The sequence below is a fragment of the Glycomyces sambucus genome (assembly GCF_900102815.1).
Lineage (GTDB): Bacteria > Actinomycetota > Actinomycetes > Mycobacteriales > Micromonosporaceae > Glycomyces > Glycomyces sambucus.
In genome coordinates this window covers 479,861-504,014 of record NZ_FNGF01000002.1, presented here as the reverse complement: position 1 = coordinate 504,014, position 24,154 = coordinate 479,861, and the positions used below count along the sequence as shown (strand labels likewise).

Sequence of the window (24,154 nt, the reverse complement as noted above, 5' to 3'; positions counted from 1 at the left end):
GACACCCCGGAAAGGCTCCCCAATGGCATCCGCGCCTCGACCCCTCCCTTGGATCCTGTTCGGCGCCTTCGGGACCGCCGCCCTGCTCGGTCTCGGCTTCTGGCTCGACCCCGTGTGGTGGCTCATGTGGCTCGCCCCGATCCCCATGCTCACCGCCGTCCCGCGCCTCGGCTTCTGGGCCGCGCTCCTCACCGCCGAGGCGGCCTGGCTCGGCGGCACCGCCCGCATCTGGGCCTACCTCGCCGACTCCCTGGAGACGCCCCCGGCGTTCGTCATCGCCTCCGCCGCCGTCCTCACCGGCCTCTACACCGCCGCCACGCTCCTGTACCGCCTCCTCATCCGCCGCGGCCGCCACTGGACCGCGTTCTTCGCCTTCCCCGCGGGCGTGGTCGCCGTCGAATACGCCGGCTCCCTGATCAACGCCGACGCGGGCGGCGAATGGTGGAGCCTCGCCTACACCCAGGCCGGGCAGACCGCGATCCTCCAGCTCGCCTCCGTCACCGGCGTCTGGGGCATCACGTACCTGCTCACCGCCCTCCCCACCGCGGCCGCCACCATCCTCGCCCCCGGGTCCGAACCGCGCCGCGGCCTCGGCATCGCCGGCGTCGCCGCGGCCTGCCTCGCCGCCGCCCTCGTCTGGGGCGTCGCCCGCCCCGCCGACCAGGGCCCGACCATCCGCGCCGGGGCCCTCGCCCTGCCCGCCCACGCCGACTCCCTCCGCATCGACACCGAGGAGGGCGAAGAACTCTTCGCCGACTACACCAGGCACATCGAGAACATCGGCGCCCGCAACGACCTCGACGTGCTCGTCCTCTCCGAGAAGATCTTCCACGTCACCGCCGAGGAGACCGGCCCCTACCTCGACCGCTGGTCCGACCTCGCCGTGCGCGCCCGCATCGACCTCGTGCTCGGCCTCGCCCTCGACGTGGGCGGCGACACCTACAACGCCGCCGTCTGGATCCCCTCCAACGGCCACCAGCCCGCCACCTACTTCAAGCAGCACCTCGTCCCCGGCCTGGAGGACTGGATGACCGCCTCCGACACCGGCCCCGCCTCCATCCCCGGCGTCGGCGGCGGCTGGTCCATGACCGTCTGCAAGGACCTCGACCACGCCGCCACCATGGCCGAGTACGGCGACGAGGACTTCGGCCTCGTCCTCGCCCCGGCCCTCGACTTCGGGGTGGACGGCTGGTGGCACTCCCGCGTCGCCGTCACCCGCGGCGTCGAGCAGGGCTTCTCCCTCGTGCGCGCCGGCCAGATGGGCCTCATGACCGTCAGCGACGCCAGCGGCACCGTCCTCGCCGAGGACGAGCGCTTCGTGGTCGCCGAGGTCCCGACCGGCCCCGTCGGCACCATCTACGACCGCTTCGGGAACTGGTTCCTCATGCCCGTCATCGCGGCCCTCCTCGGCGCCGTCGTCCTCGCCCTCGTCCCGCGCCGCGACGCCGAGCGGCGCGTGGCACCATCGACCCGCACTGAGACCGACGCACCCTGAGACAGGAGCAGACATGACCCTGCAGATCGACGCCGTCGTCTTCGACGTCCTCGGCACCATGGTCGACGAACCCCGCGGCCTCACCGCGGCCCTGCGCGAAGCCGCGCCCGGCGCCGACACGGGCGCGCTGCTCGCCCTGTGGCAGCGGCACATCGAACGCGAGCAGGACCGCGTCGTCACCGGCGACCGCCCCTTCGCCACCGCCGACGCCCTCGACCGCGAAGCCGCCGAAGCGGTCGCCGCGCACGCCGGGATCACCGACCCCGCCGTCCTCGACCGCCTCGCCGGCGCCGGCCGCCGCCACCCCGCCTGGGAGGACTCCGCGGCCGGACTGGAGCGCATCGCCCGCCGCCACCCCGTCCTCGCGCTCTCCAACGCCAACCGGGCGGCGCTGCTCCACCTCACCGCCGGCGCCGGACTGCGCTGGCACCAGGCGCTCTCGGCCGCGGACGCGCGGACCTACAAGCCCGCGCCCGAGGTCTACCGGCTCGCCGTCGAGGCCGTCGGCGTCCCGCCCGAGCGGCTGCTCATGGTCGCCGCGCACGCGTGGGACCTGCGCGGGGCGCAGGCGATCGGGATGCGGACCGCCTACGTGCGCCGCCCGGTCGGCGACCCTCCGAAGGAGACCGACACCTTCGACCTGCACGCCGAGAGCCTCGGCGAACTCGCCGAGGCCCTCGAAGCGGCATAGGTCAGACGGGGAGGCCGGGCGGCTCCACGTCGCCCCGCCAGCCGCCGGTCTCGTCGCCGCGGCTCTCGATGAAGTCCTTGAACCGCTGCATGTCGCCCTTGACGCGGCGGTCGAGGACGCCGAGCTTGTCGGCCGCCGTCTCGACGAAGCCGTCGGGGTCGATGTCCATCTGCGCCGTGACCCGGGTGGTGAGGTCGTCCAGGCGGTGGAACGTGACCACCCCGGCGTGCGTCGGGCCCGAGATCGAGGTCCAGGCCACGCGCTCGTCCGGGTGCTGCTCGGTGATGGCGGCGTCGAACTCGCGGGAGATCCCGCCGATGCTCGTGCGCCAGTGCGTCAGCGTCTCGCCGATCTGCTGGATCTCGTCGACGCCCTCCATGAACTGCGGGAAGGTCTCGAACTGGGTCCACTGGTTGTACGCCGTGGAGACCGGGACTCCGACGTCGACTGATTCGGTGATGGTGCTCAAGGCACATCCTCCTTCGGTCGCGGAACGCGCCGGTCGGCGCGCCGTCTTCCGCACCACGGTTACCCGCGGTTCGGCGCGGCACACCTTCAGAGCGCCGTGGGAACCCTGGTGGTGACGAGGCCGACGTCGCTGAGGAAGCGTTCGAGCGCGATGGTGGCGATCCCGGTGGCGACCGAGTTGCCGCGCACCGTGGACACCTCCACCTCCAGGTCGGCGGCCGAGTCGCCGGGCGCCTCCTCGACCACGCTGCGGCGCACCGCGGGCACGAGGTGGTCGCCGAGCGCCCACACCGTCCAGCCGGTGAGCGTGATCGTCTCGGGGTTGACGATCGCGACGAGGTCGGCGAGCGCCGCCCCGAGGTAGCGGGCGGTGCGCTGGATCGTCTCGGTGACGGCCGGGTCCGGGCCGGGCGGCTCCAGCGCCGCGGCCAGGGCCCCGATGAAGTCGCGCTGCAACGGGACCGACGCGAGCGGGTGGGCGGGGTCGACCGCGGCGAGGGTCCGCTGGAGGCCCGACGCGCCGACGTACGCCTCGACGCAGCCGCGGCGCCCGCACCGGCAGGCCCGCCCGTCGAGGGCGAGGAGGCTGTGGCCCCACTCGCCCGCGAAGTTCGTGGCGCCGCGCAGGATCGCGCCGTTGAGGATGATCCCGGCGCCCACGCCGGTGCCGAGGTTGACGGTGATGGTGCTCGCGTGCCTGCGGCCCTGGCCGAACCACAGCTCGGCGGTGGCGATCGCCTTGAGCGGGTTGTCGATCACGATCGGCAGGTCCAGGCGCTCGCGGAGGCGGTCCACGTGGTGGCGGTCGACGTGGTGCCGGGCCGCGTTGGGCATGACGGGGGAGTTCGCGCCCCACCGCTGCATCGAGCCGGGCAGCGAGACGCCCACGCCGAGCACGTCGTGGCGGTGCGTCCCGGCCCGCGCGAGGGCGGCGTCGACGGCGCGGGCCACGCCGTCGACGACCTCCTCGGTCCCGACGTGCCGCTCGTCGGCGGGCACCTCGGCCGCGGCGACCTCGTCGAGCGCGGCGTCGAAGACGACCGCCCTGATGTAGGTCTCCGCGACGTCGACGCCGACGATGCGGCCCCGGTCCTGGTTGAGCCGCAGCAGGGTCGTGGGCCGCCCGACGCGTCCGCTGGCGACGCGGGCCTCGGTGACGATCCCGCGCGAGAGCAGGTCGCTGACCACCGTGGCCACCGTGGCGGTGCTCAGGCCGGTGGTGCGCGCGAGCTCGTTGCGGGTGGTCTCGCCCGCGGTGAGCAGCGCGTGCAGCACGTCGAGCCGCGACTCGCTGCGTATGTCTCGCGAGGTGCGCCTGGTGGGGGCCATGGGAACTCCTGGGGGCTGTGCGGTCTACTCCGGTGCGGCGGTTGCGGTCACGCGCGCGAGGTGCGGCTGCGCGCCTCCCGCCGTGCCGCGGACCAGCAACCTGACGGTACCGGAGTTCCACGCGCCGGGGATCCACAGTCGACCCGGATCGCCGCCGGTGAAGCGGGGCCGGTGCGGGTCGTCGAGCCAGACGCGGCCGAGGAGCTCCCCGCCCGCGAAGGCGCTCACGCGGACCTGCTCGCCCTCGAACCGGAGCGACCGCCCGCCGGAGGGCACCGGCACGTCGAGCCAGGTCTCCTCGCCGGGCGCGAGCCGCAGGGGTAGCTCGACGGCGAGTCCTTCGGCGTCCTGCCCGGCCAGCGCGAGGATCGCGGTGTCGGGCTGGGCCTCGACCCGCCAGTCCCGCACGGCTTCGAGCCGGAGCAGTTCCACGGGGCCGGAGCCGGATCCGGGCCAGTGCGGCGCGGTGACCGCGACGTTCCGTCCCCGCCCGGGCTCCAGGTGTACCCACGGGTCGATCGGGCTGACGATGCGGGCCTCGCCGTCCACGTCGACCTCGACCGGGAGGGCCAGTTCGCCGAGGTGGAACGCGTAGTGGGAGACGCCGTCGACCGGGAGCGGACGCCGGTAGGTCGCGGGCCGCCCGATGCGGGTGCTGCTCCAGCCGCCGAGGCTGCGCACGGGCGCGGGGTCGCCGGCCCACTGTTCGCCGCCGTCGACGGTCCACAGTGCGTGGACGTCCTCGCGCCCGGTCACGGCCCACACCCGCCCGAGGCCGCGGAGCGACCCGAGCGCGAGGCCCGGCAGGCGGGAATCGTCGAAGTTGGCGTGGCCCCAGGTCTCCACGGTGGCGGTGAACGCGGTCTTCCCGGCGGTCGGCACGGTGAACGTGCCGCCGTAGCCGACGTGCGAGGGTCGTGCCTCGCCGTCGAGCGCGAGGTCGACGATGTCGGCCGCGCCCTCGATGAGCAGTTCCGCCACGCCGTCCAGCGTTGCGGCGTAGTGGGTGCGGCCGCGGAAGACGCCTGCGGCCTCGGAGGACGGGGGCAGTTCGTGCGCCTCGGTGGCGCCGGACCGGGTGGGCAGGGCCCGCCGGAACACGGCGGTCAGTGCCTCGGCCTCCGGTGCGGGACCGGTGATCTCGGCCCGCGCGCCGTCCGGGTCGGCCACGTCCTCGGGATGGAGCACCGTGATGTCCACGCCACCCACGGTGCGCCGCAGCGGCTTCCCGATCTCGGGTGCCGGGAACTCGGCGGTCTCGCCGCCGACCTCCACCGTGCTCGCGACACCGGAGGCGAACCGCAGCCCGTCGGTGCCGGCGCCGACGAGGTCGGCGGAGGCGAACGCGAGCGTGCCGGTGAGGCCGAAGCCCGCGAGCGGCAGGTCCCGCACGATGAGCGCGGTCGAGCGCGGTGCGAGGGCGACGGTGCGGCCGCCGATCTCGGCCGTCCCGGGCTCCTCGGTGAGGTTCGGGACCCCGGTGACCGTACCGCCGCCGTCGAGGACGAGCTGCGACGGCGACGAACTCGTCGCCACCGAGACCGACTGCACGCCTTCGGCTTCGGTGGTCCGGGCCTTCGCGAGTCGCGGCCCGAGCGTGCGGGTGAACGCGGTGAGGACGCGGGCCTCGGCGGTCTCGGGCCGCGCCTCGCCCACGGGGGAGAGGTAGCCGCCGAAGTCGTAGTCGTGGGTCATGAACCCGCCGGGGTCGCCCCAGTTGCCGACCGAGGGCGTGTACCCGAAGTCGTAGCCCGACGCCTGGAGGTAGGGCGCGATGAGCACGGCGCCGCTGACCATGAGGCGCCGCAGGGTGGCGTGCCTGCGGTTGGTCTCGGTGACCAGCAGCGGCAGGCCGCGCGCGGCCACCAGGTCGGCGTACCGGCGCACCTCGGCCTCGACGAACGGCGAGCGGTCGTCGGGGTAGAAGTTGAACGCCGGGGCGACGCCCTCGACCCCGCCGCCTGCGCCGACCAGGTCGCCCTGGCCGGCGCACGCGATGAGCGGCACGGTGACGCCGTGGCCGGTCGCCATGTCCCGCAACGCGCTGATGTAGGCGTGCCGGTCGGCGGTGTCGAAGAAGTCGAGCTCGTTCTCCAGCTGGACCGCGACGACGGCGCCGCCGCGGCCCCACTGGCGCTCGGCGAGGAGCGGCATCGCGCGGTCGAACCAGGCGCGGACCTGTGCGAGGAACCGCGGTTCGGCCTGGCGCACACGCAGGTCCGGGTCGAGGCCCAGCCACGCGGGGAGCGCGCCGCCGTCCCACTCGGAGCAGATGTACGGGCCGGGCCGCGCGACCACCGCGAGGCCGGCCTCGTGCGCGAGGTCGAGGAACGCCCCGACGTCGTGGCGCCCGGCGAAGTCCCACACGCCGGGGGCGGTCTCGTGGAAGTTCCACGGCAGGTAGACGTCGATCGCGCGGTAGCCGGTGGCGCGCACCTGCGCGAGCCGCGCCTCCCAGGTCTCCCGCGGGAGCCGGAAGTAGAACAGCGACGCGCAGAACAGGGCCTCCTCGCGGCCGTCGAGCACCAGCCCGGTGGGGCGGAGCGCGACGGCCGACAGGGATGTATCAGTCACTTACTTCACTCCTGCACTTCCGCCTTGGAGGTTCATCTCGTAGAGGTACTTCTGGCCGAGGTAGTAGATCGCGATCATGGGCAGCGTCAGGATGATCGACCCGACCATGACCAGGTTCCACGGCGGCAGCTGCATCTCGTTGCTCGTCCCCGTCATGTACTGGAGGCCGAGCGCCAGCGGCATCGACTCCTCGGAGTTGAGGTAGATGAGCGGGCCCATGAAGTCGCCCCACGCGTGGGTGAGCGTGAAGATCGCGATGGCCGTGAGGATCGGCCACATCATCGGGAGGATGATGCGCCGGTACACCCCGAAGTAGCCGAGGCCGTCCATCTGCGCGGCCTCGTCGAGCTCGCCGGAGATGCGGGAGACGAACTGCCGCACCAGGAACACGTTGAACGCGTTGGTGAAGAAGTTCGGGATGATGAGCGGCAGGTACGTGTTCACCCAGCCGAGCTCCTTGAACAGCAGGAACTGCGGGATCATCGTGATCTGCGCGGGGATCATCATGGTGGCGAGCACGATGATGAACATGACGCCCTTGCCCGGGGCCCGCAGCCGCGCGAACGCGTAGCCGACGAGCGAGGACGAGAGCACCTGGCCGACCGCCGAGAGCGTGGCGATGAGGACCGAGTTGAGGACGAAGCGCCCGACCGGGAGGCCGGTCGCGGTGAACACCTCGGTGAAGTTGCGCCACTCGAACTCGGACGGGATCACCGTGAACGCGTTCTGGGAGCTGGTCAGGTCGCTGGAGAGCGAGATGGACACCATGAGGACGAACGGCACGAAGAAGATCGCCGAGACGACCAGCAGTACCGCGTAGGTGGCGGGGGACGCCTTGAACGCCGACAGGAGGCGGGTCCGGCCCGGTCCGGTGCGGGGCTTGGCGGCGGCTGCGGTCATCGGACCTCCTGCTCGTAGAAGACCCAGCTGCGGGACCAGCGGAACGCGACGAGCGTGAGCGCCAGGATCACCAGGAACAGCAGCCAGGCGACGGCCGACGCGTATCCGAAGTGGTAGAAGGAGAACGCCTCGCGGAACAGCAGCGGCACGATCATCTGGCTGGCGTTGTCAGGTCCGCCGGCGGTGAGGATGTAGACCTGCGAGAAGATCTGGAACGATCCGATGAGGCCCATGATGAGGTTGAAGAAGATCACCGGGGTGATCTGCGGGAACGTGACCGACCAGAACTGGCGCCAGGAGCCGGCGCCGTCGATCTCGGCGGCCTCGTACAGCTCGCGCGGGATGCCGTTCATGGCCGACAGCAGGAGCACGGTGGCCCCGCCGGCGCCCCACGCGGAGAGCACGATGAGCGCGGGCTTGACCCAGGTCGGGTCGAGGAGCCAGGCCGGGCCGTCGACGCCGAACCAGCCGAGCAGGTCGTTGAGCGGCCCCGAGGGCGCGAGGACCATCTTGAAGACCATCGCGGTCGCCACGAGCGGGACCAGCGTGGGCAGGTAGATGAAGGTGCGGAACAGCTTGCGCCCGCGCACCCGCTTGTTCAGCAGGTTCGCCAGCCACACGCCGATGACCAGGCCCAGGGGGACGGAGATCAGCGCGTAGTAGAAGGTGTTGCCGAGCGCCTTCCAGAAGACCGGGTCCTCGGTGAGCGCCTTCGCGTAGTTGTCCAGGCCCACCCACTGGGGCGGGGTGAACGAGTCCCACTCGGTGAACGAGATGTAGACGGAGGCGATCATCGGGCCCAGCAGGAACCCGACGAAGCCGATCAGCCACGGCGAGATGAAGAGCCAGAAGTAGAAGGCCTCCTTCCTGCGGCGCGATGACGGCTTGCGGCGCCCGCCGGCGCGGAGCGCGGCGCGCTCCGCCCCGGGGGCTTCGTCGACGGTCTGCGACATCTCAGGCCCTAATCGGTGATGATCGATTCGAGCTGGGTCTGGATCTTGTCCAGTTCGGTCTGGGCGTCGCCGCCCTCGTTCCAGAAGGTGCCGAGGTTGTCGTTGAGAGCCGCCTGGAGCTCGTTCCACTGCGGGATGAACGGCGCGCGGAAGATGAAGTCCGCCGACTCGCCGAACGCGGCCATGTTGATGGGCTTGGTGGCCCACGACGGCGCCAGGAACGCGTCCGACTGCTGCACTTCGAGGTTGGCGGGGACGTCCTGGGCCTTGTCGATGATGACCTCCTGCGCGTCGGCGCCGGTGAGGAACTCGATGGCCTTGAACGCCTTCTTCGGGTCCTTGGCGTCGCGCGAGATCGCCAGGCCGGAGCCGAAGGCGGAGACGGCCTGCTGGGCGCCGCGCCACAGCGGGGCGATGTCCCAGTTGATCCCGGCTTCGAGGAGGCCGCCGATGGCCCAGAACCCGGTGGTGTTCATCGCGACCGTGCCCGCGGCGAAGGCGGGGTCGCCGCCCATGTCGGGGCCCATGTCCGCGTATTCGGCGGCGGTCGGCACGTAGTGGTACTCGTGCGCGAGGTCGTTGGCCCACTGGAGGGCGGTGACGACCTCGGGGGAGTTGATCGTCGGCTGCCCGCCGTCGTCGATGATCTGCCCGCCGTTCTGGTACGCGAAGGACCACCACTGCGGCCACCAGCCCGCGCCGCCGTAGCCCCACTGGGTGCCGGCCACCGTCAGCTTCTCCATGGCGGCCTGGGCGTCCTCCTGGGTCCACTCGGCCGTCGGGTACGCGACGCCGGCGGCGTCGAAGAGGTCCTTGTTGTAGTAGACGATCATCGCGCCCGAGCGGTCGGGGATCGCGTAGACCTTGTCCTCGAAGGTGTACAGGGAGCCGACGGGGCCGAACCGCTGCTCCAGGTCGAGGCCGGCGTCCTTCGCGTAGTCGTCCAGCGGCAGGATCTGGCTCTTGGAGGAGTAGGTGTTCACGCCCTCGGCGACCTGCATGATGTCGGGGCCGTCGCCGCCGGCGATCATCGTCTGGACCTTCTGCTCGTACTGGTCCGAGGGGATCAGCTGGAGCTCGATCGTGATGTCGGGGTTCTCGGCCTCGAACAGGTCGATGCGCGCCTGGTAGGTCTCCTTGTCGAGGTCGCCGCCCCAGACGACCATCTTGAGCGGGCCGTTCCCGTCGTCGCCGGAGCCGCACGCGGCGAGGAGGGGCGCCGCGACGCCCGCGGTGGCCGCGGCCTGGACGAGCGTGCGCCGGCGGATCGTGTTCTCCATGTCTCGGCCTCTCTCTGTCTTGCGCCGACTACACCGTCGGCACGGGGTTGAGACGGGGGTAAATCTAACCCATAGATAAATGGTTGGATAGACCCCCTCGGATAACGATTCGAGCAACGCCGACCCAGGTGGCGGGCCGATTGACCGATACAGTTGTCATCGGTAGGATGCGCTGCGTCACACCCCAAGGGCGACAACACGTCGCGAACGGGGCGCCGCACCGGCACCGCCGCACCCGGGGGTGCGATCATGGCCTCGACCCGCGCATGAGACGGACGAGTGAAACGGAGTGGCGCCGTGCCCGACCTGCCCCCGCCCATCGGCATCGACCGGCCCGGCTCCTTCAGCCGCTCGGTCTTCCACGAGCGCCACCCCGTGCTCATCGCCAACCTCGTCGGCGACTTCCCCTACCCGCCCCGCATCGCGGAGGCCCTCGAAGCGCTCCTCGCCGAATCCCTCGCCGGCACCGTCCCGCCGCGCACCCCCGGCGGCCCCGAGATCCACACCTGGCACCTGGAGGTCGCCGCCCGCGCCGGACTCCCCTGGGACTCCCTGCCGTTCCTGTGGGCCGAGTCGTACTTCTACCGCCGCCTCCTGCGCGCCGTCGAGTACCACCACTACGACAGCCCCTGGTGCGGCGTCGACCCCTTCGCGCCCCAGAAGCACGCCCAGCTCGACGGCCCCGAACTGCGCGCCGACCTCGACGCCTACGCCGCCCTCAAGGGCGCCGACGCGGCCGACCGCCGCCGCGCCCTCCTCCTCGCCTCCCTCTGGGGCAACCAGGCCGACCTCGGGTTCCGCACCAACAACCCCGGCGCCGACACCGGCGTCGGCGAACTCCTCGCCGACGACGCCGACGCCCTGTGGGCGCTGGCCGAGGCCCCCGGCGAGGCCCCGGTCATCGTCGTCGCCGACAACGCCGGACGCGAGATCACCGCCGACCTCGCCCTCGTCGACCACCTCCTGGAGACCGCCACCGGACCGGTCGAACTCCACCTGAAGCCGCACCCGTACTTCGTCTCCGACGCCACCGGACTCGACGTCAGCGACACCCTCCGCGCCCTCGACCGCGACCCGCACGAGGAGGTCCGCGACCTCGCCCGGCGCCTGCGCGACGCGATCCGCGTCGGCTGGCTGCGCCTGCGCACCCACGGCGCCTACGTCCACCCCACCGAGTACCGCACGGCCCCCGCCGACCTCGCCGAGGAGTTCGCCTCCGCGAAGCTGGTGATCCTCAAGGGGGACTTGAACTACCGCCGCCTCGTGGGCGACCGCGAATGGGACCCGGCCACCCCGTTCGCCGAGGCCGCCGGGTACTTCCCGGGGCCGGTGGCCGCCCTGCGCACCGCCAAGTCCGACCTCGCCGTGGGCGTCGACCCCGCCCGCCTCGCGGCCCTCGACGCCGAGGCGCCCGACTGGCGCCTCACCGGCACCCGCGCGTTCATCCAGGTCCGACCCTAGGGCACGCGAAAAGCCGCCCCGGGGGAGTGTCTCCCCGGGGCGGCTTTCGCGGTCGTCATCCGGCGGTCTTCCGCCGCGGCCTTCGGACCGCGGTCCTCAGACGTCGGTCCGCTTCAGGCGGAACGCCGCCGCCGCGAGCGTCAGCGCCACCCACCCCGCGAACACCGCGATCCCCTCGCCCGGCGAGAGCCGGTCGGCGGTCTCGGTCAGCGCGTAGGCCGCGCCGCCGGCGTTCGACGGGAAGTACGGGTTCAGCGTGTCGTACCAGGAGTCCGGCAGCAGCATCGCCAGGCCCGGCAGGATCAGCAGGATGCTCACCAGCGCGGCGATCCCGCCCGCCGGCGACCGCAGCAGCGCCCCCAGCGCCACCCCGAACACCGCCACCAGCGCCAGGTACAGCGCCGCGCCCAGCAGCGACCGCAGCACGCCCTCGTCGCCCAGCGACACCGCGATCGCCTCGCCGTCGAGCCCGACCGTCCCGATCAGGAACGCCGTGAACGCACCCGCCGCGGCGATCACGAGCACCGCGCCGCCCGCGAGGATCGCCTTCGCCCACAGCACCGGCAGCCGCTTCGGCACCGCCGCCAGCGTCGAGCGGATCGTCCCCGTCGAGTACTCGCCCGCGGTCGACAGGACCCCGAACACCCCGACTACCAGCGACGCGAACGACAGTCCCATGAGCGCCAGGCTCACCGCGTCGAGCGGGCGCCCGGCGATCCCGGGCGGGCCGTCGGTGACCCCGGCGCCGCCGCCGTCGTAGGTGAACGCGCCGATCGACCCGAACAGGCCCAGCAGCACCAGGCCCAGGGTCAGGCAGATCCACGTGGACCTGATGGTCCGGAACTTCGTCGTCTCCGACAGGAGCACCCGGTGGAACCGGACCGGCTTCACCGCGGTCCGCGCGGGCGCGGCGCCCCCCGCGGGGCGATCGATCGTCATGGCGCTCATCGCGCACTCCTTCCGTCCGCCGGGGCACTGCGGTACTCCAGCTCGTCAGTGGTCAGGTCCATGAACGCCTCCTCCAAGGAGGCCCCCAGCGGCGTCAGCTCGTGCAGCGGCACGCCGTGCTCCAGCGCCACCCGCCCGATCTCGCGGGCGCCCAGCCCCGAGACCAGCAGCTCCGTGTCGTTCGAGCCCGACACCGTCACATCGGGGCCCGCCAGGAGCGCCCGGAGCCGGCCGGCCTCGTCCGAGGCCACCCGCACCGCGCCCGTGCCCGTCTCGCGCACGAACGCCTCCACCGTCGTGTCCGCCAGCAGCCGCCCGCGGCCGATGATGACCAGGTGGTCGGCGATCTGCGCGGTCTCGCTCATCAGGTGCGAGGACAGGAGCACCGCCCGGCCCTCCGCGGCGAGCTTCGCCAGGAGGTTGCGGATCCACAGCACCCCTTCGGGATCGAGCCCGTTCACCGGCTCGTCGAGCATGACGGTCTCCGGGTCGCCCAGGAGCGCGGCGGCGATGCCCAGCCGCTGGCCCATCCCGAGCGAGAACGCCCCGACCCGCTTGCCGGCCACGCTCTGGAGCCCGGCCAGCTCGATGACCTCGTCCACGCGCCCGCGGGCGATCCCGTGGGTCTGCGCGAGCGCCGTCAAGTGCGCCTCGGCGGAGCGCCCGGGGTGCACCGACTTCGCCTCCAGCAGGGCGCCGATCTCGTGGAGCGGGGCGCCGTGCCCCGCGTAGCTGCGGCCGTTGACCGTCACCGATCCGGCCGTGGGCGCGTCCAGGCCCAGGACCATCCGCATGGTCGTGGACTTCCCGGCCCCGTTCGGGCCCAGGAACCCGGTCACCTCGCCCGGCTTCACCGTGAAGCTCAAGCCGTCGACCACGGTCTTGTCGCCGTAGCGCTTGGTCAGTTCACGCGCTTCGATCATCGCGGTTCCCTCGTCTCCTCCGAGCCGCGACGGCATCGCGGCCTCATGGGAACGACGCTACGGACGCGGACCTCTCACCGCGTGGGCCTGGACGCGGGTCTTCACGGGCGCGGACTCGTACCTGGGTCGTACCCGGACCTACGCGCAGGCGCTGAGGCCGCATCCACCCCGCGGCGGCCCCCGAACCGTGCCACGCGGCCCTTGCCAGCCCACCCGCGACTGCCGTAACGTCCTGTGCGGCAATCGAACTGCATCAACAAATACAAAGGGAGCACCGCACGTGACCGAGACGAACACGGGACCGGCGGACGCCGGGCGCACCTTCTCGCGGCGGGCCTTCGGCCTCGGCGCCGCGGGCGGGGCCGGGACCCTCGCCCTCTTCGGCGCGAACCCCGCGCACGCCGAGGAGGCCGCGAACACCGACCCGGCCGAGTACAGCGTCGACGTCAAGGCGTACGGCGCCGTCGGCGACGGCGTCACCGACGACTCCGACGCCGTCCGCGCCGCGGTCGCCGCCGCCCTCACCGGACGCCGGAGCGGCGTCGTCGGCAAGGAGGTGTTCTTCCCGCCCGGCGACTACCGGATCACCAAGGCCGACACCCTCATGTGGTCCCCGACCACCGGCAGCGCCGACCAGGTCTTCGGCCTCCGCTACCGCGGCTGCGGGCCGCGCGTCACCAACATCAGGTTCGACACGGCCTTCACCGCGAACGCCGACCCCACGAAGAACAACCTCATCACCGCCGCGGTGCGCCTGCGCTACACCTACTTCGAGGGCATGAGCTTCTCCTCGACCAACCCCGCCAACAACTTCGCGTACTACTGGTCGGTCGACTCCCTCGCGGGCACCCCGGCCCACCCCGAGTACGGGTACGGCCAGAACCAGTACTTCGTCTACCGCGACATCGAGTGGAAGGGCACCTGGAACCGCGTCATCGGCGTCGACGGCGACGCCGAGGCCAACAACAACAGCGAGCACCACTTCGTGCTCTGCTCCACCGACACCGCCTCGAAGTACACCGACGCGTTCCTCACCTGCGGCGTGACCGACCCGGCCGGGCGCAAGCAGCAGGACCAGTTCCTCAACTACTACGTCCAGTCGTGCAACTTCGCGCTGGCGGGCGGGGACTTCTTCAAGTTCAACCGGGGCGGCTCGATCAACGTCTACGGCGGCTCGTGGTCGATGGTCGGGACCGCGGCGGCCCGCTACTTCGTGCTGCCCTACAGCGCGGACGGCGACACGACCGCGGCGCGGCTCAACGTCAACGGGGTCCGCTTCGAGCCGAAGAAGAGCGCCGACCAGCGGGTCATCGACTGCGGCTGGAACCGTGGCACCGTCACGTTCACCTCCTGCTCGGACATCGCCGCGATCCAGGAGGCGAGCGCGTTCTACAACACGCACCGCTACAGCGGCGAGGGCGGGCGCATCCCGATCGTGCGCTACCAGGACTGCGTCCTCGGCGGCTACCACCTCGTGGACGCCGCCGGGACCTCGCTCCAGAACGGGAAGATGATCTACGAGGGCTCGCGGTTCCACCACTCGAACACGGCCGTGGGCACGGCCGGGAGCACCGCGTTCCTGCGGTACGCCTCCGCGCCGGCCCGGTACGCGTTCCGCGACGGCTGGAACACCGCCGACGCGGCCGGCTGACTAGTGCGGCCTCGGCCGGACCGTGAGCGCCTGCTGGGCCTGCCCGACGTGGCCGGCCTCGTCGTGGAGGGCGCTCGAGGTGAGGCCGAGGCCGTCCGGGCCGAAGACCACGGTGGTGTCGAGCCCGAGCCAGCGGCCCACGGGCCTGCGGAACAGGTGCACCGTGAGGTCCACGTTCGGGAACAGCCACTCCTCGGGGCTCTGGCGCACCGCGATCCCGTTCGCGGAGTCGACCAGGCCGATGAGGCGCGCGAGGTCGCTCGGGTCCTCGCCCGCGGCGACCGGGACCTTCGCGCGCACCCACACCGTGTTGCGGCCCGGCCGCGGCTCCATGACCGGACGGGCCTCGATCGACCGGATGTACCCGCCGGGCCAGACCCCGTCGAGGGCGAACGGCGCCGCGGTCTCGGGCCCGGGCAGCGGCTCTGCCTCGCCGCCGGCCACCTTCTCGGTGTCCTGCACGACCGTGCGTCACACCCGCGCCCGCAGCGCCGGGCGCCCGCCCGCGACCACGGTGGCCTCGACCAGCTCGATGGTCCGGCCCGGGCGCACCACCTCCACCGCGACCTCGAACGGGTCGAGCGTGAGCACCCCGAGGATGTCGGCGCTCAGGCGGCTCACCGCGAGGCCGTCGGGTCCGCGCCGGGCGCAGAAGCGCTCGATCTCGTGGACGACGAGGCCGTTCATGGGGCTGATGTGCTGCTCGGCGGTGTTCCAGGCGCCGCCGGTGTGGCCGGTGGGCTGGAAGCGGGCGCGGTCGCCGTCCTGGTCGAGGCGGACGAAGTAGCCGTCGGGGAGGTCGCGGGGGAGTTCGGTCATGGCGCGACTCTAGGCGAACGCCTCGCGCAGGAACTCCCGGTACACCGCGGGTGAGGCGCGCAGCGCCACGGTCGCGTTCGCCGGTTCGGCCCGCCACGGGCGGGTGTCGACCAGGAGCTGCCCGAGCGTGCGCGCCCCGGCGGTCTCGACGCTCGCGAACGCCTCCACCGCGGTCGTGAACAGGTCGGGCCGCACCAGGTGGGCGACGCACATCGGGTCGTGCACGGGCGCCGCCGCACTCGCGCGGGCGGCCTGGTCGGTGGCGAGCCGGTGCCGGATCAGGCCCGCGGCCGCGGCGCCGATCGCGGTCCCCTCGAAGGCCGCGCAGTCCTCGGCCGTCAGCGGCGCCGAATGGGTCGCGTCGAGCGGCACGATCACCACCTCTCGGAGCCCTGCGCTCAGGACCGCTTCGGCCGCTTCGGGATCGGCCCAGAAGTTGAACTCGGCCGCGGCGGTCACGTTCCCGTTCCCGTGCGCGCCGCCCATGACGACGAGCCGCGGGATGCGCTCGGCCAGGCGCGGCTCCAGCGCGAGCGCGAGCGCCACGTTGGTCAGCGGCCCGACCGCCACCAGCGCCACGTCGGCGTTCGCGTCGTCCATGAAGCACTCCACCAGGAACGGCACCGCGTGCCCCTCCCGCTTGGCCGAGACCGCCTCGGGCAGGCCCAGGCCGTGCTGGTGGAACTCGCTGTCCTTGTTCAGGACCGCGCGCGGCACCGGCAGGTCAGGGCGCGCCAGCGGGCGGGCCGCGCCCTCGTACACCGGGACGTCGAGTCCGGCGAGGTCGAGCGCGCGGAGCGTGTGGTCGGTGACGTGGCCGACCGCGAGGTTCCCGTTCACGGTGGTGACGGCGACGAGGTCGAGCCCGGGGTGGCCCGCGGCCGCGAGGATCGCGACCGCGTCGTCCGAGCCGGTGTCGCAGTCGAGGACGAACCTGACGGGCATGCGGACTCCTTTCGCTTACGCCACATGGAGTTCGAGACTACCCAGCGCCGCCGGGTCGCCGATCGCGCGCAGCTCGGCGATGCGGTCGCCCGCGAAGCGGACGGTGAAGACCATGAGCAGCGTGCCGCGCGGCACGACCGCCACCGCGACCTCGCCGTCGAGCAGCACCGCGCGGGCGAGCCGCGCCTGGCCCGAGAACGCCTCGGCCACCGCGCGGGCGCCGGTGAGGTCGGCGCCGCCGCTGAGCCGGATCGCCGCCTCGTCGAGGCGCAGCACCACGCCGGGATCGAGCAGTTCGAGCAGCGAAGCGAACTCGCCGTCCCGGGCGGCCTGGAGGAACGCCTCGACGGCCTCGTACCGGCGGGCGAGGCTCCCGTCGACGCTGGTCTTCCCGCGCACGCGCTGCCGCGCCCGGCTCGCGATCCGCTGGGTCGTCTCGGGGCTGCGCTCGACGATCGGCGCGATCTCGGCGAACGGGACGGCGAACAGGTCGTGCAGGACGAACGCGAGCCGCTCGACCGGACCGAGCGCGTCGAGGACCACGAGCATCGCCAGGCCCACCGAGTCGGCGAGGACCGCCTCCTCCTCGGGGTCGACGCGGCGCGCGAGCCGCACCTGCGGCTGCGCCCCACCGAGCTCCGCTCCCAGCTCCTCGCGCCGCGACTTGCGCGCACGCAGCAGGTCCAGGCACACCCGGCCGGTCACCGTGGTGAGCCACCCGCCCAGGTTCTCCACGCCGCCGACGTCGGCGCGCGCGGCCTTGAGCCACGCCTCCTGCACCGCGTCCTCGGCCTCGCCGAGCGACCCGAGCATCCGGTAGGCCACCGCCCGCAGGTGCGGCCGGTGGGCCTCGAACGCCTCGGCCGAGATCTTTTCTTCACGCATCCGTCTGGTTCCTTCGACGCCGTCCGTCAGAGCAGTGAGAGCAACCCCGACAGGAAGCAGATGGTAGCCATGGCAACCCAGACCACGCACACCGCGCTCGTGACCGGCGCGAACAAGGGCCTCGGCCTCGAGACCGCCCGCCGCCTCGGCGCCGAGGGCTGGCAGGTCTTCCTCGGTTCGCGCGACGAGGCCCGCGGCCGCGCGGCCGCCGCCGCGCTCGCCGCGGACGGGATCGACGTCGTCGCGGTCCCGCTCGACGTCACCGACGACGACTCGGTGGCCGCCGCCGAGCGCCTGGTGCGCGAGCACACCGGGCACCTCGACGTGCTCGTCAACAACGCCGGCGCCCCGGGCACCGCCGTGCACCCCGCCGAGGCCACGGTCGCCGACCTCGCCCCGGTCTTCGACGTCAACGTGTTCGGCATCGTCCGCGTCACCCACGCGTTCCTGCCGCTCCTCCAGGCCGCCGACCACCCGCGCGTGGTGATGGTCTCCAGCGGCGGCGGCGCCTTCTCGGTCGTCACCGACCCCAACCAGGCGGTCTCCAAGATGCACGAACTCGCCTACAGCACCTCGAAGGCGGCCGTGAACATGCTGACCGTCCGCTACGCCCAGGCGTTCCCGGAGATCAAGTTCAACGCCGTCACGCCCGGCGAGGTCGCCACCGGCAAGTTCGCCGCCACCGACATGAACATGCACCGCGGCCAGCTCACCGTCACCGAGGGCACCGACGTGTTCCTCCGCTTCGCCCTCGTCGGCCCGGACGGCCCGACCGGCGTCTTCGAGGACCGCCTCGGGCCCGTCGCCTGGTAGGCGGCCCGAGGGGACCGGCATGGAAGCGATTGCCCCGGATGGGGGAGACTCTGTGAGCGAGACCCATTCGCGGGAGACTGGTCCCGTCCCCGAGCGCAGGAGGCCCCATGCCGGTCCACGAGTACTTCACCGCGATGTTCCGCGGCGCCGACGAGGCGCGCGCCGGCGGGGGCACCGAGGCCGAGCAGGAGGCCCGCGTGGCGCGGTTCATGGACCAGTACCGGCGCTTGGACGAGGGCTGGGACGCCGCGGGCGTCGCCATCGAGGACGGCGCGGTCCCCGGCCCGCACGGTCCCGTCCCGATCCGCACCTACCGGCCCGACGGCGACCTCGCGGGCGCGATCCTGTGGGCCCACGGCGGCGGCTTCAAGTTCGGCGACCTCGACATGCCCGAAGGCCACATCGTGGCGATCGAGCTCGCCCGCCGCGCCCGCGCGTTCGTGGTCTCCGTCGACTACCGCCTCGCCGACGGCGAGCGGATCCTCTACCCCGTGCCGATCGACGACGTGCACGCCGCCTGGACCTGGCTCGCCGGACGCGGCGAGTTCGCCGCCGCGCCCCTCGGCATCGGCGGCGCCAGCGCGGGCGGCGCGCTGGCCCTCTCGGCCGCGTTGCGCGCCAGGGACATCGGCCCGCGACCGGCGGACGCGCTGCTGCTGGCCTACCCGTTCACGCACTACCCGAACCCGCCGCTGGACTGGAGCCTGTACCCGGAGATGGCCGAGGTCCCGACCCGGTTCGACCACCTGGGCGTGGAGACCATGGTCCGCAACTACGTGGGCCGCATCGGCGACGTGCCGGCCGACGCACTGCCCGGCTCGGCGCGCCTCGACGGGCTGCCGCCGACCCGGGTCATGGCCTCGGAGTACGACGACCTGCGCTCCTCGGCCGAACTGCTGGTGCGCCAGCTCGCCGACGCCGGCGTCCCGGTGGACTACCACCTGGCGCCCGGGATGACCCACGGCCACCTGAACCACCCGCCGCGCCTGCCCGAGATCGACGCGTCGATCACGTTCCTGGCCGAAGGGCTCGGCGCCCGCTAGTTCTGGTACCCCTTGGCGCCGGGGAAGAGCGAGCGGGCGCGGTCGAGGTCGGGGGCCACGAAGCGGCCCTCGGCGGCGACGAGGATCGTCTGCGGGTCGTCCTCGGGGACCACGGAGCCGGAGACGGTGATCTTGCGGCCCTCGATGCCGGTGACGCGGGCGCGCAGCAGCAGCGGCATCTCGACCGGGACGGGCCGCTGGTACCGGACGTCGAGCGCGATCGTCATGGCGGGCAGGCCCTTCGCGGCGCAGGCCCAGCCCATGAGCTCGTCGAGGAGCATCGCGCTCATGCCGCCGTGCGCGTACCCGGGCGGCCCCTCATGGGCGACCCCGAGCGCGCAGCGCCCGACCAGGCCGTCCTCGGTCTCCTCGATCTCCAGGGGCGGCGCGAACGCGCTGCCGTGCCCGGTGGCGGGGCTGTACATCCGCAGCCCGAACGGGAACACGTCGACGCCGGGGATCTCGGAGCGCTCGCGGCGGCGCCCGGTGAAGCGCGCTTCGAGGCGCTGGACCTCGCCCGCGAGCTCCTGGAGGTCCTCGGTCGGGGTCTCGGTGCGCGCGACCGTCTCCATGAGCGACCGCAGCTCGCGGCCCAGCTCGGCGACCGCCTTGCGGCGCAGTTCGAGATCCTCCATCGGCGCTCCTCCTACCGGCCGCGCACGGCCTATGACGCTCGTTATAACCCGGCCCGCGCCAGGTTACCACGGCGTAGCCGGTCCTCCGGGCGACCGACGCGCCGCCCCCGGGGCCTTCGCCCGGGCAGGTGCACCGTCGACTCAGGGCGGTCAGTAGGGTCGGCGGTACGACCCTTTACCGCCGCTTCGCACCCGCGGGCGGCGGCCGTTTGAAGGACGAAACCGGCAATGAGTAGACCTTCACCCCGCGAAAGCATTCGCAGCCACCGGCTGCCCGGAATGGAGCACTGGCGGCGCCTCGTCATGGTGGCGGGCGCCGCGGTCGGGCTCACCGCGGCCACCACGATCGCCGCGGCCCTCGCGCTCACCTCCGACGAGCCCGCCGGCGACGCCGCGGCCGGGCCCGCGACCCATCAGGCGTCGACCCCCGAATCCGGCGGCGGCGAGGGCGCCTCCGACGCCGCCACCGCCGAGATCCAGGCCAGCGCCCTCCCGCAGGACGACGGCATGTGCAACCGGACCGCCGGCCCCGCACCGGAAGTGGTCGTCACCGAGGTCGGCGCCGACGTCATCGGCAACGGCGGCCAAGGCGACACCGACCCGCTCCCGGCCGCCATCGCCGCCACCCCGAACGGCCGCTCCTGGCTCGCCTGGGACGGCACCGACGACAGGATCCACCTCACCCGCCTCGACTGCGACGACAAGCCCGAAGGCGACCCGATCGCCTTGGAGGGCATCGACCTCCAGGACGTCATCGCCGACGCGGACGGCGTCACCGTCCTCGTCACCCGCGAGGGCGCGTGCGGCGAGGGCCCGCTGTGCGGCGGCTCCTCCAGCCCGTGCGGCACCATGCACCTGGTCCGCTTCGACAACGCCGGCGCCCAGGTGTGGCAGCGCCAGGTGACCAACCTCGGCGACGGCCTGGACGGCTACGACGACGGCGCCCGCTTCGTGTGGTGGTACCAGCACCACGGGCGCCTCGCCAGCGACGGGACCAACACCGCCGCGTACTTCGGCGTCGCGATCACCGTCGCCGACGGCGGCTGCGTCGACATCCACCAGGGCGACCGCATGCAGGTGGTCGACGCCGCCGGGGACCTCGCCGACCACGGCGACGCGTTCGCCGTGGGGTGCAGCCACTCCTGGACCACCCGGATCGCCTGGAACGCCGACCGCGACGAGTTCGGCACGGTGTGCGCCACCGACGACCAGTGCCGCATCGCCGTGCCCGCCTACACGACGGTGGCCGAGGGGACCTGCGACGGCACCCTCTTCGGCGGCGACCTCGTCACCGCCGCCGACGGCGGGTACTGGACGGCGTGGAGCCAGGGCGGGCGGGCCCGCCTGGAGCACTTCACCGACGGACCCTCCGACTCCACAGTCGACACCGGAGCCGACACCGACCATCCGCACCTGGTCTCCTACGGCGACGCCCACATGCTCCTCGCCTGGGCCTCCGGGGACAACATGAGCGCGCAGGTCTACGGCGCCGACTCCGGCGACGCCGCCGGGGACCGCTTCGACATCAACGTGCCCGACCACGCCTACCAGGCGTTCAAGCCGTACCCGGACGGCAGCGCCGCCTTCCCGGCGGCCGGAGGCGGCGGCTCGATCCGGATCGCGAGGGTGATGCCGTTGTCCTGAGGCGCCGAGGTTTTCAAGGCATTGTCTAATGGGGTGGCCCGACCGACTACCGAAAGGCCCGCCATGGACCTGCTCCACCTCATCGCACTGCTCGCCGCACTCCTCAGCGCCGGGCTCATGGCCGGGCTGTTCACCGGGTACTCGTACTCGGTGATGCCCGGCCTCAAGATCCTCGACGACCGCGCCTGGGTCGCCGCACTCCAGCACATCAACCGCGTCATCATCAACGGCCGCTTCATGACCGGCTTCCTCGGCTCCGTCGCGTTCTCGCTCGCCGCGGTGGTCCTGGGCTGCTTCCTCGACGACCGTTCCGCGCTCCCGTGGACCATCGCCGGGCTCGTGCTCAACCTCGTCAGCTTCATCGGCACCATGGCCAAGAACGTGCCCCTGAACGACAGGCTCGAAGCCGCCGGCGACCCCGCCGCGCTCGCCGACCCCGCGGCCCTGCGCACCGAGGTCGAGGAGCCCTGGATCAAGTGGAACCACGTGCGCGGCACCGCGAACCTCCTCGCGCTCGCCGCCCTCGCCTGGGCCCTCTACACGACCGGACTCGCCGCCTAGGCCCCTACGACAGGAGATCGGCGCGGTGGACCAGGGCCGCCGCGCCGACCAGCGGCGCCTCGCCCCCGAGCGCCGCCCGCACCACCTTCAGCCCGCCCGCGTACGCGTTCACCGCGTGCTCGCGCACCGCCGCCGCGACCAGCTCCGGGTAGTCCCCGGCCACGAACGAGAACCCGCCGCCGATCACCGCGACCTCCAGGTCCAGCAGGGTCGCCGCGTTCACCAGGCCCAGCCCGACCGCCCGCGCCGACCGGCGCACCGCCGCCACCGCGACCGGCACCCCCGCCGCGTAGTCCCGCGCCAGGTCCTCGCCCGAGAACCCCTCCCAGCCCTGCGACCGTGCCCACTTCACCGTGTTCGGCCCCGAGGCGATCCCCTCCACCGTCGCGTCGTGCGCGGAGCCCTCCACTGCCGATGCCTCGTCCGCCGCGACCACGACCTGCCCGATGTGCCCGGCGTTCCCGCCGCTCCCGGCCACCAGCCGCCCGTCGCTCACCACACCGCCGCCCACGCCCGTCGACACCACCATGACCAGCGCGTTCCGCACCCCGCGCGCCGCGCCCAGCCACGACTCCGCCAGCGCGATGCACGTCCCGTCCAGGCGCAGCACCACCCGCTCCAGCCCCGAGACCCCCGCGACGAAGTCCGCGATCGCGAAGCCCTGCAACGACGGCAGGTTGATCGGGGCGATCGTGCCCGCGGCCAGGTCCACCGGCCCCGCCGACCCGATCCCCGCCGCCGCCACCCCGGCCCACTCCGGCGCGGCCATGCAGTGCCGCACCACCTGCGCGACCGCGTGTTCGGCCGCACCCCGGTCCGCCGCGGCGGCCTCGCCGGTCGCCGCCCGCGACCTGGTCCCCTCGACCACCGAGCCGTCCTCGCGCACGAGCGCGGCCTCCACCTTCGTGCCGCCGAGATCAAGGGCCATCGTCACGTTCATGCCGCGAAGCCTACCGACAGGCGCCGGAGCGTCACCCGACCCGGTCGGCGGCCGGCCCGGGTCCCCTCAGAGGTTCGCGATGACCGCCGCGGTCACCTCGTCCGTCGTCGCCGACCCGCCCACGTCCCGCGTGCGGCCCCCCTGCGCCGTCGCCCGCTCGACGGCCTGCTCGATCCGCGCCGCCTCGTCCGCCAGCCCCAGGTGCGCGAGCATCAGCGCCGCACTCCCGATGGCGCCCACCGGGTTCGCCGCGTCCTGCCCCGCGATGTCGGGCGCCGACCCGTGCACCGGCTCGAACATCGACGGGAACCGCCGCTCGGGGTTCAGGTTCGCGCTGGCGGCCAGGCCCAGGCTCCCGGCGAGCGCCGAGCCCAGGTCGGAGAGGATGTCCGCGTTCAGGTTCGAGGCCACCACCACCGACAGGTCCTCCGGGCGCAGCACGAACTTCGCGGCCATCGCGTCGACGAGCACGCTCTCGGTCTCCACGTCGGGGTAGTCGGCCGCCACGCGCCGAAACACGTCGTCCCACAGGACCATCCCGTACTGCTGCGCGTTGCTCTTGGTCACCGACGAGACCTTCCTGCGGGTGCGCGTGCGCGCCAGCTCGAACGCGAACCGCATGATCCGCTCGCACCCCACCTCGGTGAACAGCGCCGACTGGATCGCCACCTCGCCGCCCTCGCCCCGGGAGGCGAGGTTCCGGCCGCCGATCCCGGCGTACTCGCCCTCGGAGTTCTCCCGCACCACCACCCAGTCGAGCTCGGTGTCGTCGGCCTTGCGCAGCGGGCTGACCACCCCGGGCAGGAAGTGCACCGGCCGCACGTTCGCCCACTGGTCGAAGCCCTGGCAGATCCGCAGCCGCAGCCCCCACAGGCTCACGTGGTCGGGGACCGTCGGCCACCCGACCGCCCCGAAGTAGATCGCGTCGAACCCCTCCAGGACCGACAGGCCGTCCTCGGGCATCATCACCCCGTGCTCGGCGTAGTAGTCCGAGCCCCACGGGAACTCCTCCCACGCCAGGGCGAAGCGCCCCTCGGCCTGGAGCGCGTCGAGCACCGCCCGGCCCGCGGCCACCACCTCCCGCCCGATGCCGTCGGCGGGGATGGCGGCGATGCGGAACTCGTTCACGGCTGCTCCTTGCGGTCGAAGGTCCGCATCGAGTCAACACCCGGCCGACCGGAGGCGTCCAAGACCGG

General features: G+C 73.0%; 21 protein-coding genes and 1 pseudogene. 8 read left to right on the top strand and 14 right to left on the bottom strand.

Going from position 1 to position 24,154, the window contains the following annotated elements; all coding sequences use genetic code 11:
* The first annotated feature begins 22 nt into the window (after positions 1–22).
* Together BLS99_RS07495 and BLS99_RS07490 are read left to right on the top strand one after the other, a co-directional pair.
* Positions 23–1,495: a hypothetical protein gene (locus tag BLS99_RS07495; protein WP_091046215.1), complete on the top strand. Its 1,473-nt coding sequence runs from the start codon at positions 23–25 to the stop codon at positions 1,493–1,495.
* A 13-nt stretch (positions 1,496–1,508) separates the two neighbouring features.
* Positions 1,509–2,186 (top strand): haloacid dehalogenase type II, encoded by a 678-nt coding sequence (locus BLS99_RS07490; protein ID WP_091046212.1) that lies wholly within the window; start codon positions 1,509–1,511, stop codon positions 2,184–2,186.
* Position 2,187: 1 nt separating this feature from the next.
* Here the strand turns inward: BLS99_RS07490 and BLS99_RS07485 are convergent, their stop codons facing one another.
* The 6 genes from BLS99_RS07485 to BLS99_RS07460 all read right to left on the bottom strand — a co-directional run bounded on the left by BLS99_RS07485 (position 2,188) and on the right by BLS99_RS07460 (position 9,690).
* Positions 2,188–2,655, bottom strand: a complete 468-nt coding sequence (locus BLS99_RS07485) for an SRPBCC family protein (protein WP_091046209.1) — start codon at positions 2,653–2,655, stop codon at positions 2,188–2,190.
* Between the two features lie 86 nt (positions 2,656–2,741).
* Complete coding sequence (locus BLS99_RS07480; RefSeq protein ID WP_091046205.1) at positions 2,742–3,983, bottom strand: ROK family transcriptional regulator; 1,242 nt, start codon at positions 3,981–3,983, stop codon at positions 2,742–2,744.
* A gap of 24 nt (positions 3,984–4,007) precedes the next feature.
* Positions 4,008–6,557: a beta-galactosidase gene (locus tag BLS99_RS07475; RefSeq protein ID WP_091046202.1), complete on the bottom strand. Its 2,550-nt coding sequence runs from the start codon at positions 6,555–6,557 to the stop codon at positions 4,008–4,010.
* Complete coding sequence (locus BLS99_RS07470) at positions 6,558–7,457, bottom strand: carbohydrate ABC transporter permease (protein ID WP_091046198.1); 900 nt, start codon at positions 7,455–7,457, stop codon at positions 6,558–6,560. It lies immediately after the preceding gene.
* Positions 7,454–8,410, bottom strand: a complete 957-nt coding sequence (locus tag BLS99_RS07465; protein ID WP_091046195.1) for a carbohydrate ABC transporter permease — start codon at positions 8,408–8,410, stop codon at positions 7,454–7,456. Before BLS99_RS07465 ends, BLS99_RS07470 begins: the two co-directional genes overlap by 4 nt.
* Before the next feature lie 8 nt (positions 8,411–8,418).
* The gene (locus tag BLS99_RS07460; RefSeq protein WP_218126341.1) at positions 8,419–9,690 is read right to left on the bottom strand and encodes an ABC transporter substrate-binding protein; all 1,272 of its coding nucleotides are present in this window, start codon (positions 9,688–9,690) and stop codon (positions 8,419–8,421) included.
* 297 nt (positions 9,691–9,987) lie between these two features.
* Between BLS99_RS07460 and BLS99_RS07455 the strand changes: the two genes are divergently transcribed.
* Positions 9,988–11,151, top strand: coding sequence for a damage-control phosphatase ARMT1 family protein (locus BLS99_RS07455; protein WP_176953245.1), 1,164 nt, complete (start codon positions 9,988–9,990; stop codon positions 11,149–11,151).
* A 96-nt stretch (positions 11,152–11,247) separates the two neighbouring features.
* On the opposite strand, the gene BLS99_RS07450 is transcribed toward BLS99_RS07455, so the two are convergent.
* Together BLS99_RS07450 and BLS99_RS07445 are read right to left on the bottom strand one after the other, a co-directional pair.
* A complete protein-coding gene (locus tag BLS99_RS07450; RefSeq protein WP_218126340.1) occupies positions 11,248–12,099 on the bottom strand; it encodes an ABC transporter permease in 852 nt (283 codons plus the stop codon).
* Positions 12,096–13,022, bottom strand: a complete 927-nt coding sequence (locus BLS99_RS07445; protein ID WP_091046191.1) for an ABC transporter ATP-binding protein — start codon at positions 13,020–13,022, stop codon at positions 12,096–12,098. The genes BLS99_RS07450 and BLS99_RS07445 overlap by 4 nt, the downstream gene beginning before the upstream one ends.
* Before the next feature lie 280 nt (positions 13,023–13,302).
* Here BLS99_RS07445 and BLS99_RS07440 point away from each other — a divergent pair, with 280 nt between their 5' ends.
* The gene (locus tag BLS99_RS07440) at positions 13,303–14,673 is read left to right on the top strand and encodes a glycosyl hydrolase family 28-related protein (RefSeq protein WP_176953244.1); all 1,371 of its coding nucleotides are present in this window, start codon (positions 13,303–13,305) and stop codon (positions 14,671–14,673) included.
* Here BLS99_RS07440 and BLS99_RS26555 read toward each other — a convergent pair.
* From BLS99_RS26555 to BLS99_RS26545, 3 genes and pseudogenes are all read right to left on the bottom strand, one after another.
* Positions 14,674–15,492 (bottom strand): annotated as a pseudogene (locus BLS99_RS26555) (thioesterase family protein).
* Positions 15,493–15,501: 9 nt separating this feature from the next.
* The gene (locus tag BLS99_RS07430) at positions 15,502–16,437 is read right to left on the bottom strand and encodes a nucleoside hydrolase (RefSeq protein ID WP_091046185.1); all 936 of its coding nucleotides are present in this window, start codon (positions 16,435–16,437) and stop codon (positions 15,502–15,504) included.
* A gap of 15 nt (positions 16,438–16,452) precedes the next feature.
* Positions 16,453–17,322 (bottom strand): sigma-70 family RNA polymerase sigma factor, encoded by an 870-nt coding sequence (locus BLS99_RS26545; protein ID WP_091046182.1) that lies wholly within the window; start codon positions 17,320–17,322, stop codon positions 16,453–16,455.
* Between the two features lie 69 nt (positions 17,323–17,391).
* Between BLS99_RS26545 and BLS99_RS26540 the strand changes: the two genes are divergently transcribed.
* Both BLS99_RS26540 and BLS99_RS07415 read left to right on the top strand, forming a co-directional pair.
* Entirely contained in the window at positions 17,392–18,135 is a 744-nt protein-coding gene (locus tag BLS99_RS26540) for an SDR family NAD(P)-dependent oxidoreductase (protein WP_091046178.1), read from the top strand.
* Between the two features lie 107 nt (positions 18,136–18,242).
* Complete coding sequence (locus tag BLS99_RS07415; RefSeq protein WP_218126337.1) at positions 18,243–19,178, top strand: alpha/beta hydrolase; 936 nt, start codon at positions 18,243–18,245, stop codon at positions 19,176–19,178.
* Here the strand turns inward: BLS99_RS07415 and BLS99_RS07410 are convergent.
* Entirely contained in the window at positions 19,175–19,813 is a 639-nt protein-coding gene (locus BLS99_RS07410; RefSeq protein ID WP_091046175.1) for a PaaI family thioesterase, read from the bottom strand. The genes BLS99_RS07415 and BLS99_RS07410 overlap by 4 nt on opposite strands.
* A 279-nt stretch (positions 19,814–20,092) precedes the next feature.
* Between BLS99_RS07410 and BLS99_RS07405 the strand changes: the two genes are divergently transcribed.
* A complete protein-coding gene (locus tag BLS99_RS07405) occupies positions 20,093–21,457 on the top strand; it encodes a hypothetical protein (protein WP_218126336.1) in 1,365 nt (454 codons plus the stop codon).
* 63 nt (positions 21,458–21,520) lie between these two features.
* Positions 21,521–22,018 carry an anthrone oxygenase family protein gene (locus tag BLS99_RS07400; protein ID WP_091046172.1) on the top strand — a complete coding sequence of 166 codons (498 nt, stop codon included), beginning with the start codon at positions 21,521–21,523 and terminating at the stop codon, positions 22,016–22,018.
* 4 nt (positions 22,019–22,022) lie between these two features.
* Here BLS99_RS07400 and BLS99_RS07395 read toward each other — a convergent pair whose 3' ends face one another.
* Together BLS99_RS07395 and BLS99_RS07390 are read right to left on the bottom strand one after the other, a co-directional pair.
* Positions 22,023–22,958, bottom strand: coding sequence for an ROK family protein (locus BLS99_RS07395; RefSeq protein ID WP_091046169.1), 936 nt, complete (start codon positions 22,956–22,958; stop codon positions 22,023–22,025).
* 66 nt (positions 22,959–23,024) lie between these two features.
* On the bottom strand, positions 23,025–24,086 hold the full coding sequence (locus tag BLS99_RS07390; RefSeq protein ID WP_091046167.1) for a tartrate dehydrogenase: 1,062 nt from the start codon (positions 24,084–24,086) through the stop codon (positions 23,025–23,027).
* Positions 24,087–24,154 lie beyond the last annotated feature (68 nt).

What these genes read in the sequence shown, in the direction of transcription:
- BLS99_RS07495 (WP_091046215.1), top strand. Translation starts at nt 23, where the DNA reads ATGGCATCCGCGCCTCGACCCCTCCCTTGGATCCTGTTCGGCGCCTTC.
- BLS99_RS07490 (WP_091046212.1), top strand. Translation starts at nt 1,509, where the DNA reads ATGACCCTGCAGATCGACGCCGTCGTCTTCGACGTCCTCGGCACCATG.
- BLS99_RS07480 (WP_091046205.1), bottom strand. Translation starts at nt 3,983, where the DNA reads ATGGCCCCCACCAGGCGCACCTCGCGAGACATACGCAGCGAGTCGCGG.
- BLS99_RS07470 (WP_091046198.1), bottom strand. Translation starts at nt 7,457, where the DNA reads ATGACCGCAGCCGCCGCCAAGCCCCGCACCGGACCGGGCCGGACCCGC.
- BLS99_RS07465 (WP_091046195.1), bottom strand. Translation starts at nt 8,410, where the DNA reads ATGTCGCAGACCGTCGACGAAGCCCCCGGGGCGGAGCGCGCCGCGCTC.
- BLS99_RS07460 (WP_218126341.1), bottom strand. Translation starts at nt 9,690, where the DNA reads ATGGAGAACACGATCCGCCGGCGCACGCTCGTCCAGGCCGCGGCCACC.
- BLS99_RS07450 (WP_218126340.1), bottom strand. Translation starts at nt 12,099, where the DNA reads ATGAGCGCCATGACGATCGATCGCCCCGCGGGGGGCGCCGCGCCCGCG.
- BLS99_RS07445 (WP_091046191.1), bottom strand. Translation starts at nt 13,022, where the DNA reads ATGATCGAAGCGCGTGAACTGACCAAGCGCTACGGCGACAAGACCGTG.
- BLS99_RS07430 (WP_091046185.1), bottom strand. Translation starts at nt 16,437, where the DNA reads ATGCCCGTCAGGTTCGTCCTCGACTGCGACACCGGCTCGGACGACGCG.
- BLS99_RS26545 (WP_091046182.1), bottom strand. Translation starts at nt 17,322, where the DNA reads ATGCGTGAAGAAAAGATCTCGGCCGAGGCGTTCGAGGCCCACCGGCCG.
- BLS99_RS26540 (WP_091046178.1), top strand. Translation starts at nt 17,392, where the DNA reads ATGGCAACCCAGACCACGCACACCGCGCTCGTGACCGGCGCGAACAAG.
- BLS99_RS07415 (WP_218126337.1), top strand. Translation starts at nt 18,243, where the DNA reads ATGCCGGTCCACGAGTACTTCACCGCGATGTTCCGCGGCGCCGACGAG.
- BLS99_RS07410 (WP_091046175.1), bottom strand. Translation starts at nt 19,813, where the DNA reads ATGGAGGATCTCGAACTGCGCCGCAAGGCGGTCGCCGAGCTGGGCCGC.
- BLS99_RS07405 (WP_218126336.1), top strand. Translation starts at nt 20,093, where the DNA reads ATGGAGCACTGGCGGCGCCTCGTCATGGTGGCGGGCGCCGCGGTCGGG.
- BLS99_RS07400 (WP_091046172.1), top strand. Translation starts at nt 21,521, where the DNA reads ATGGACCTGCTCCACCTCATCGCACTGCTCGCCGCACTCCTCAGCGCC.
- BLS99_RS07395 (WP_091046169.1), bottom strand. Translation starts at nt 22,958, where the DNA reads ATGAACGTGACGATGGCCCTTGATCTCGGCGGCACGAAGGTGGAGGCC.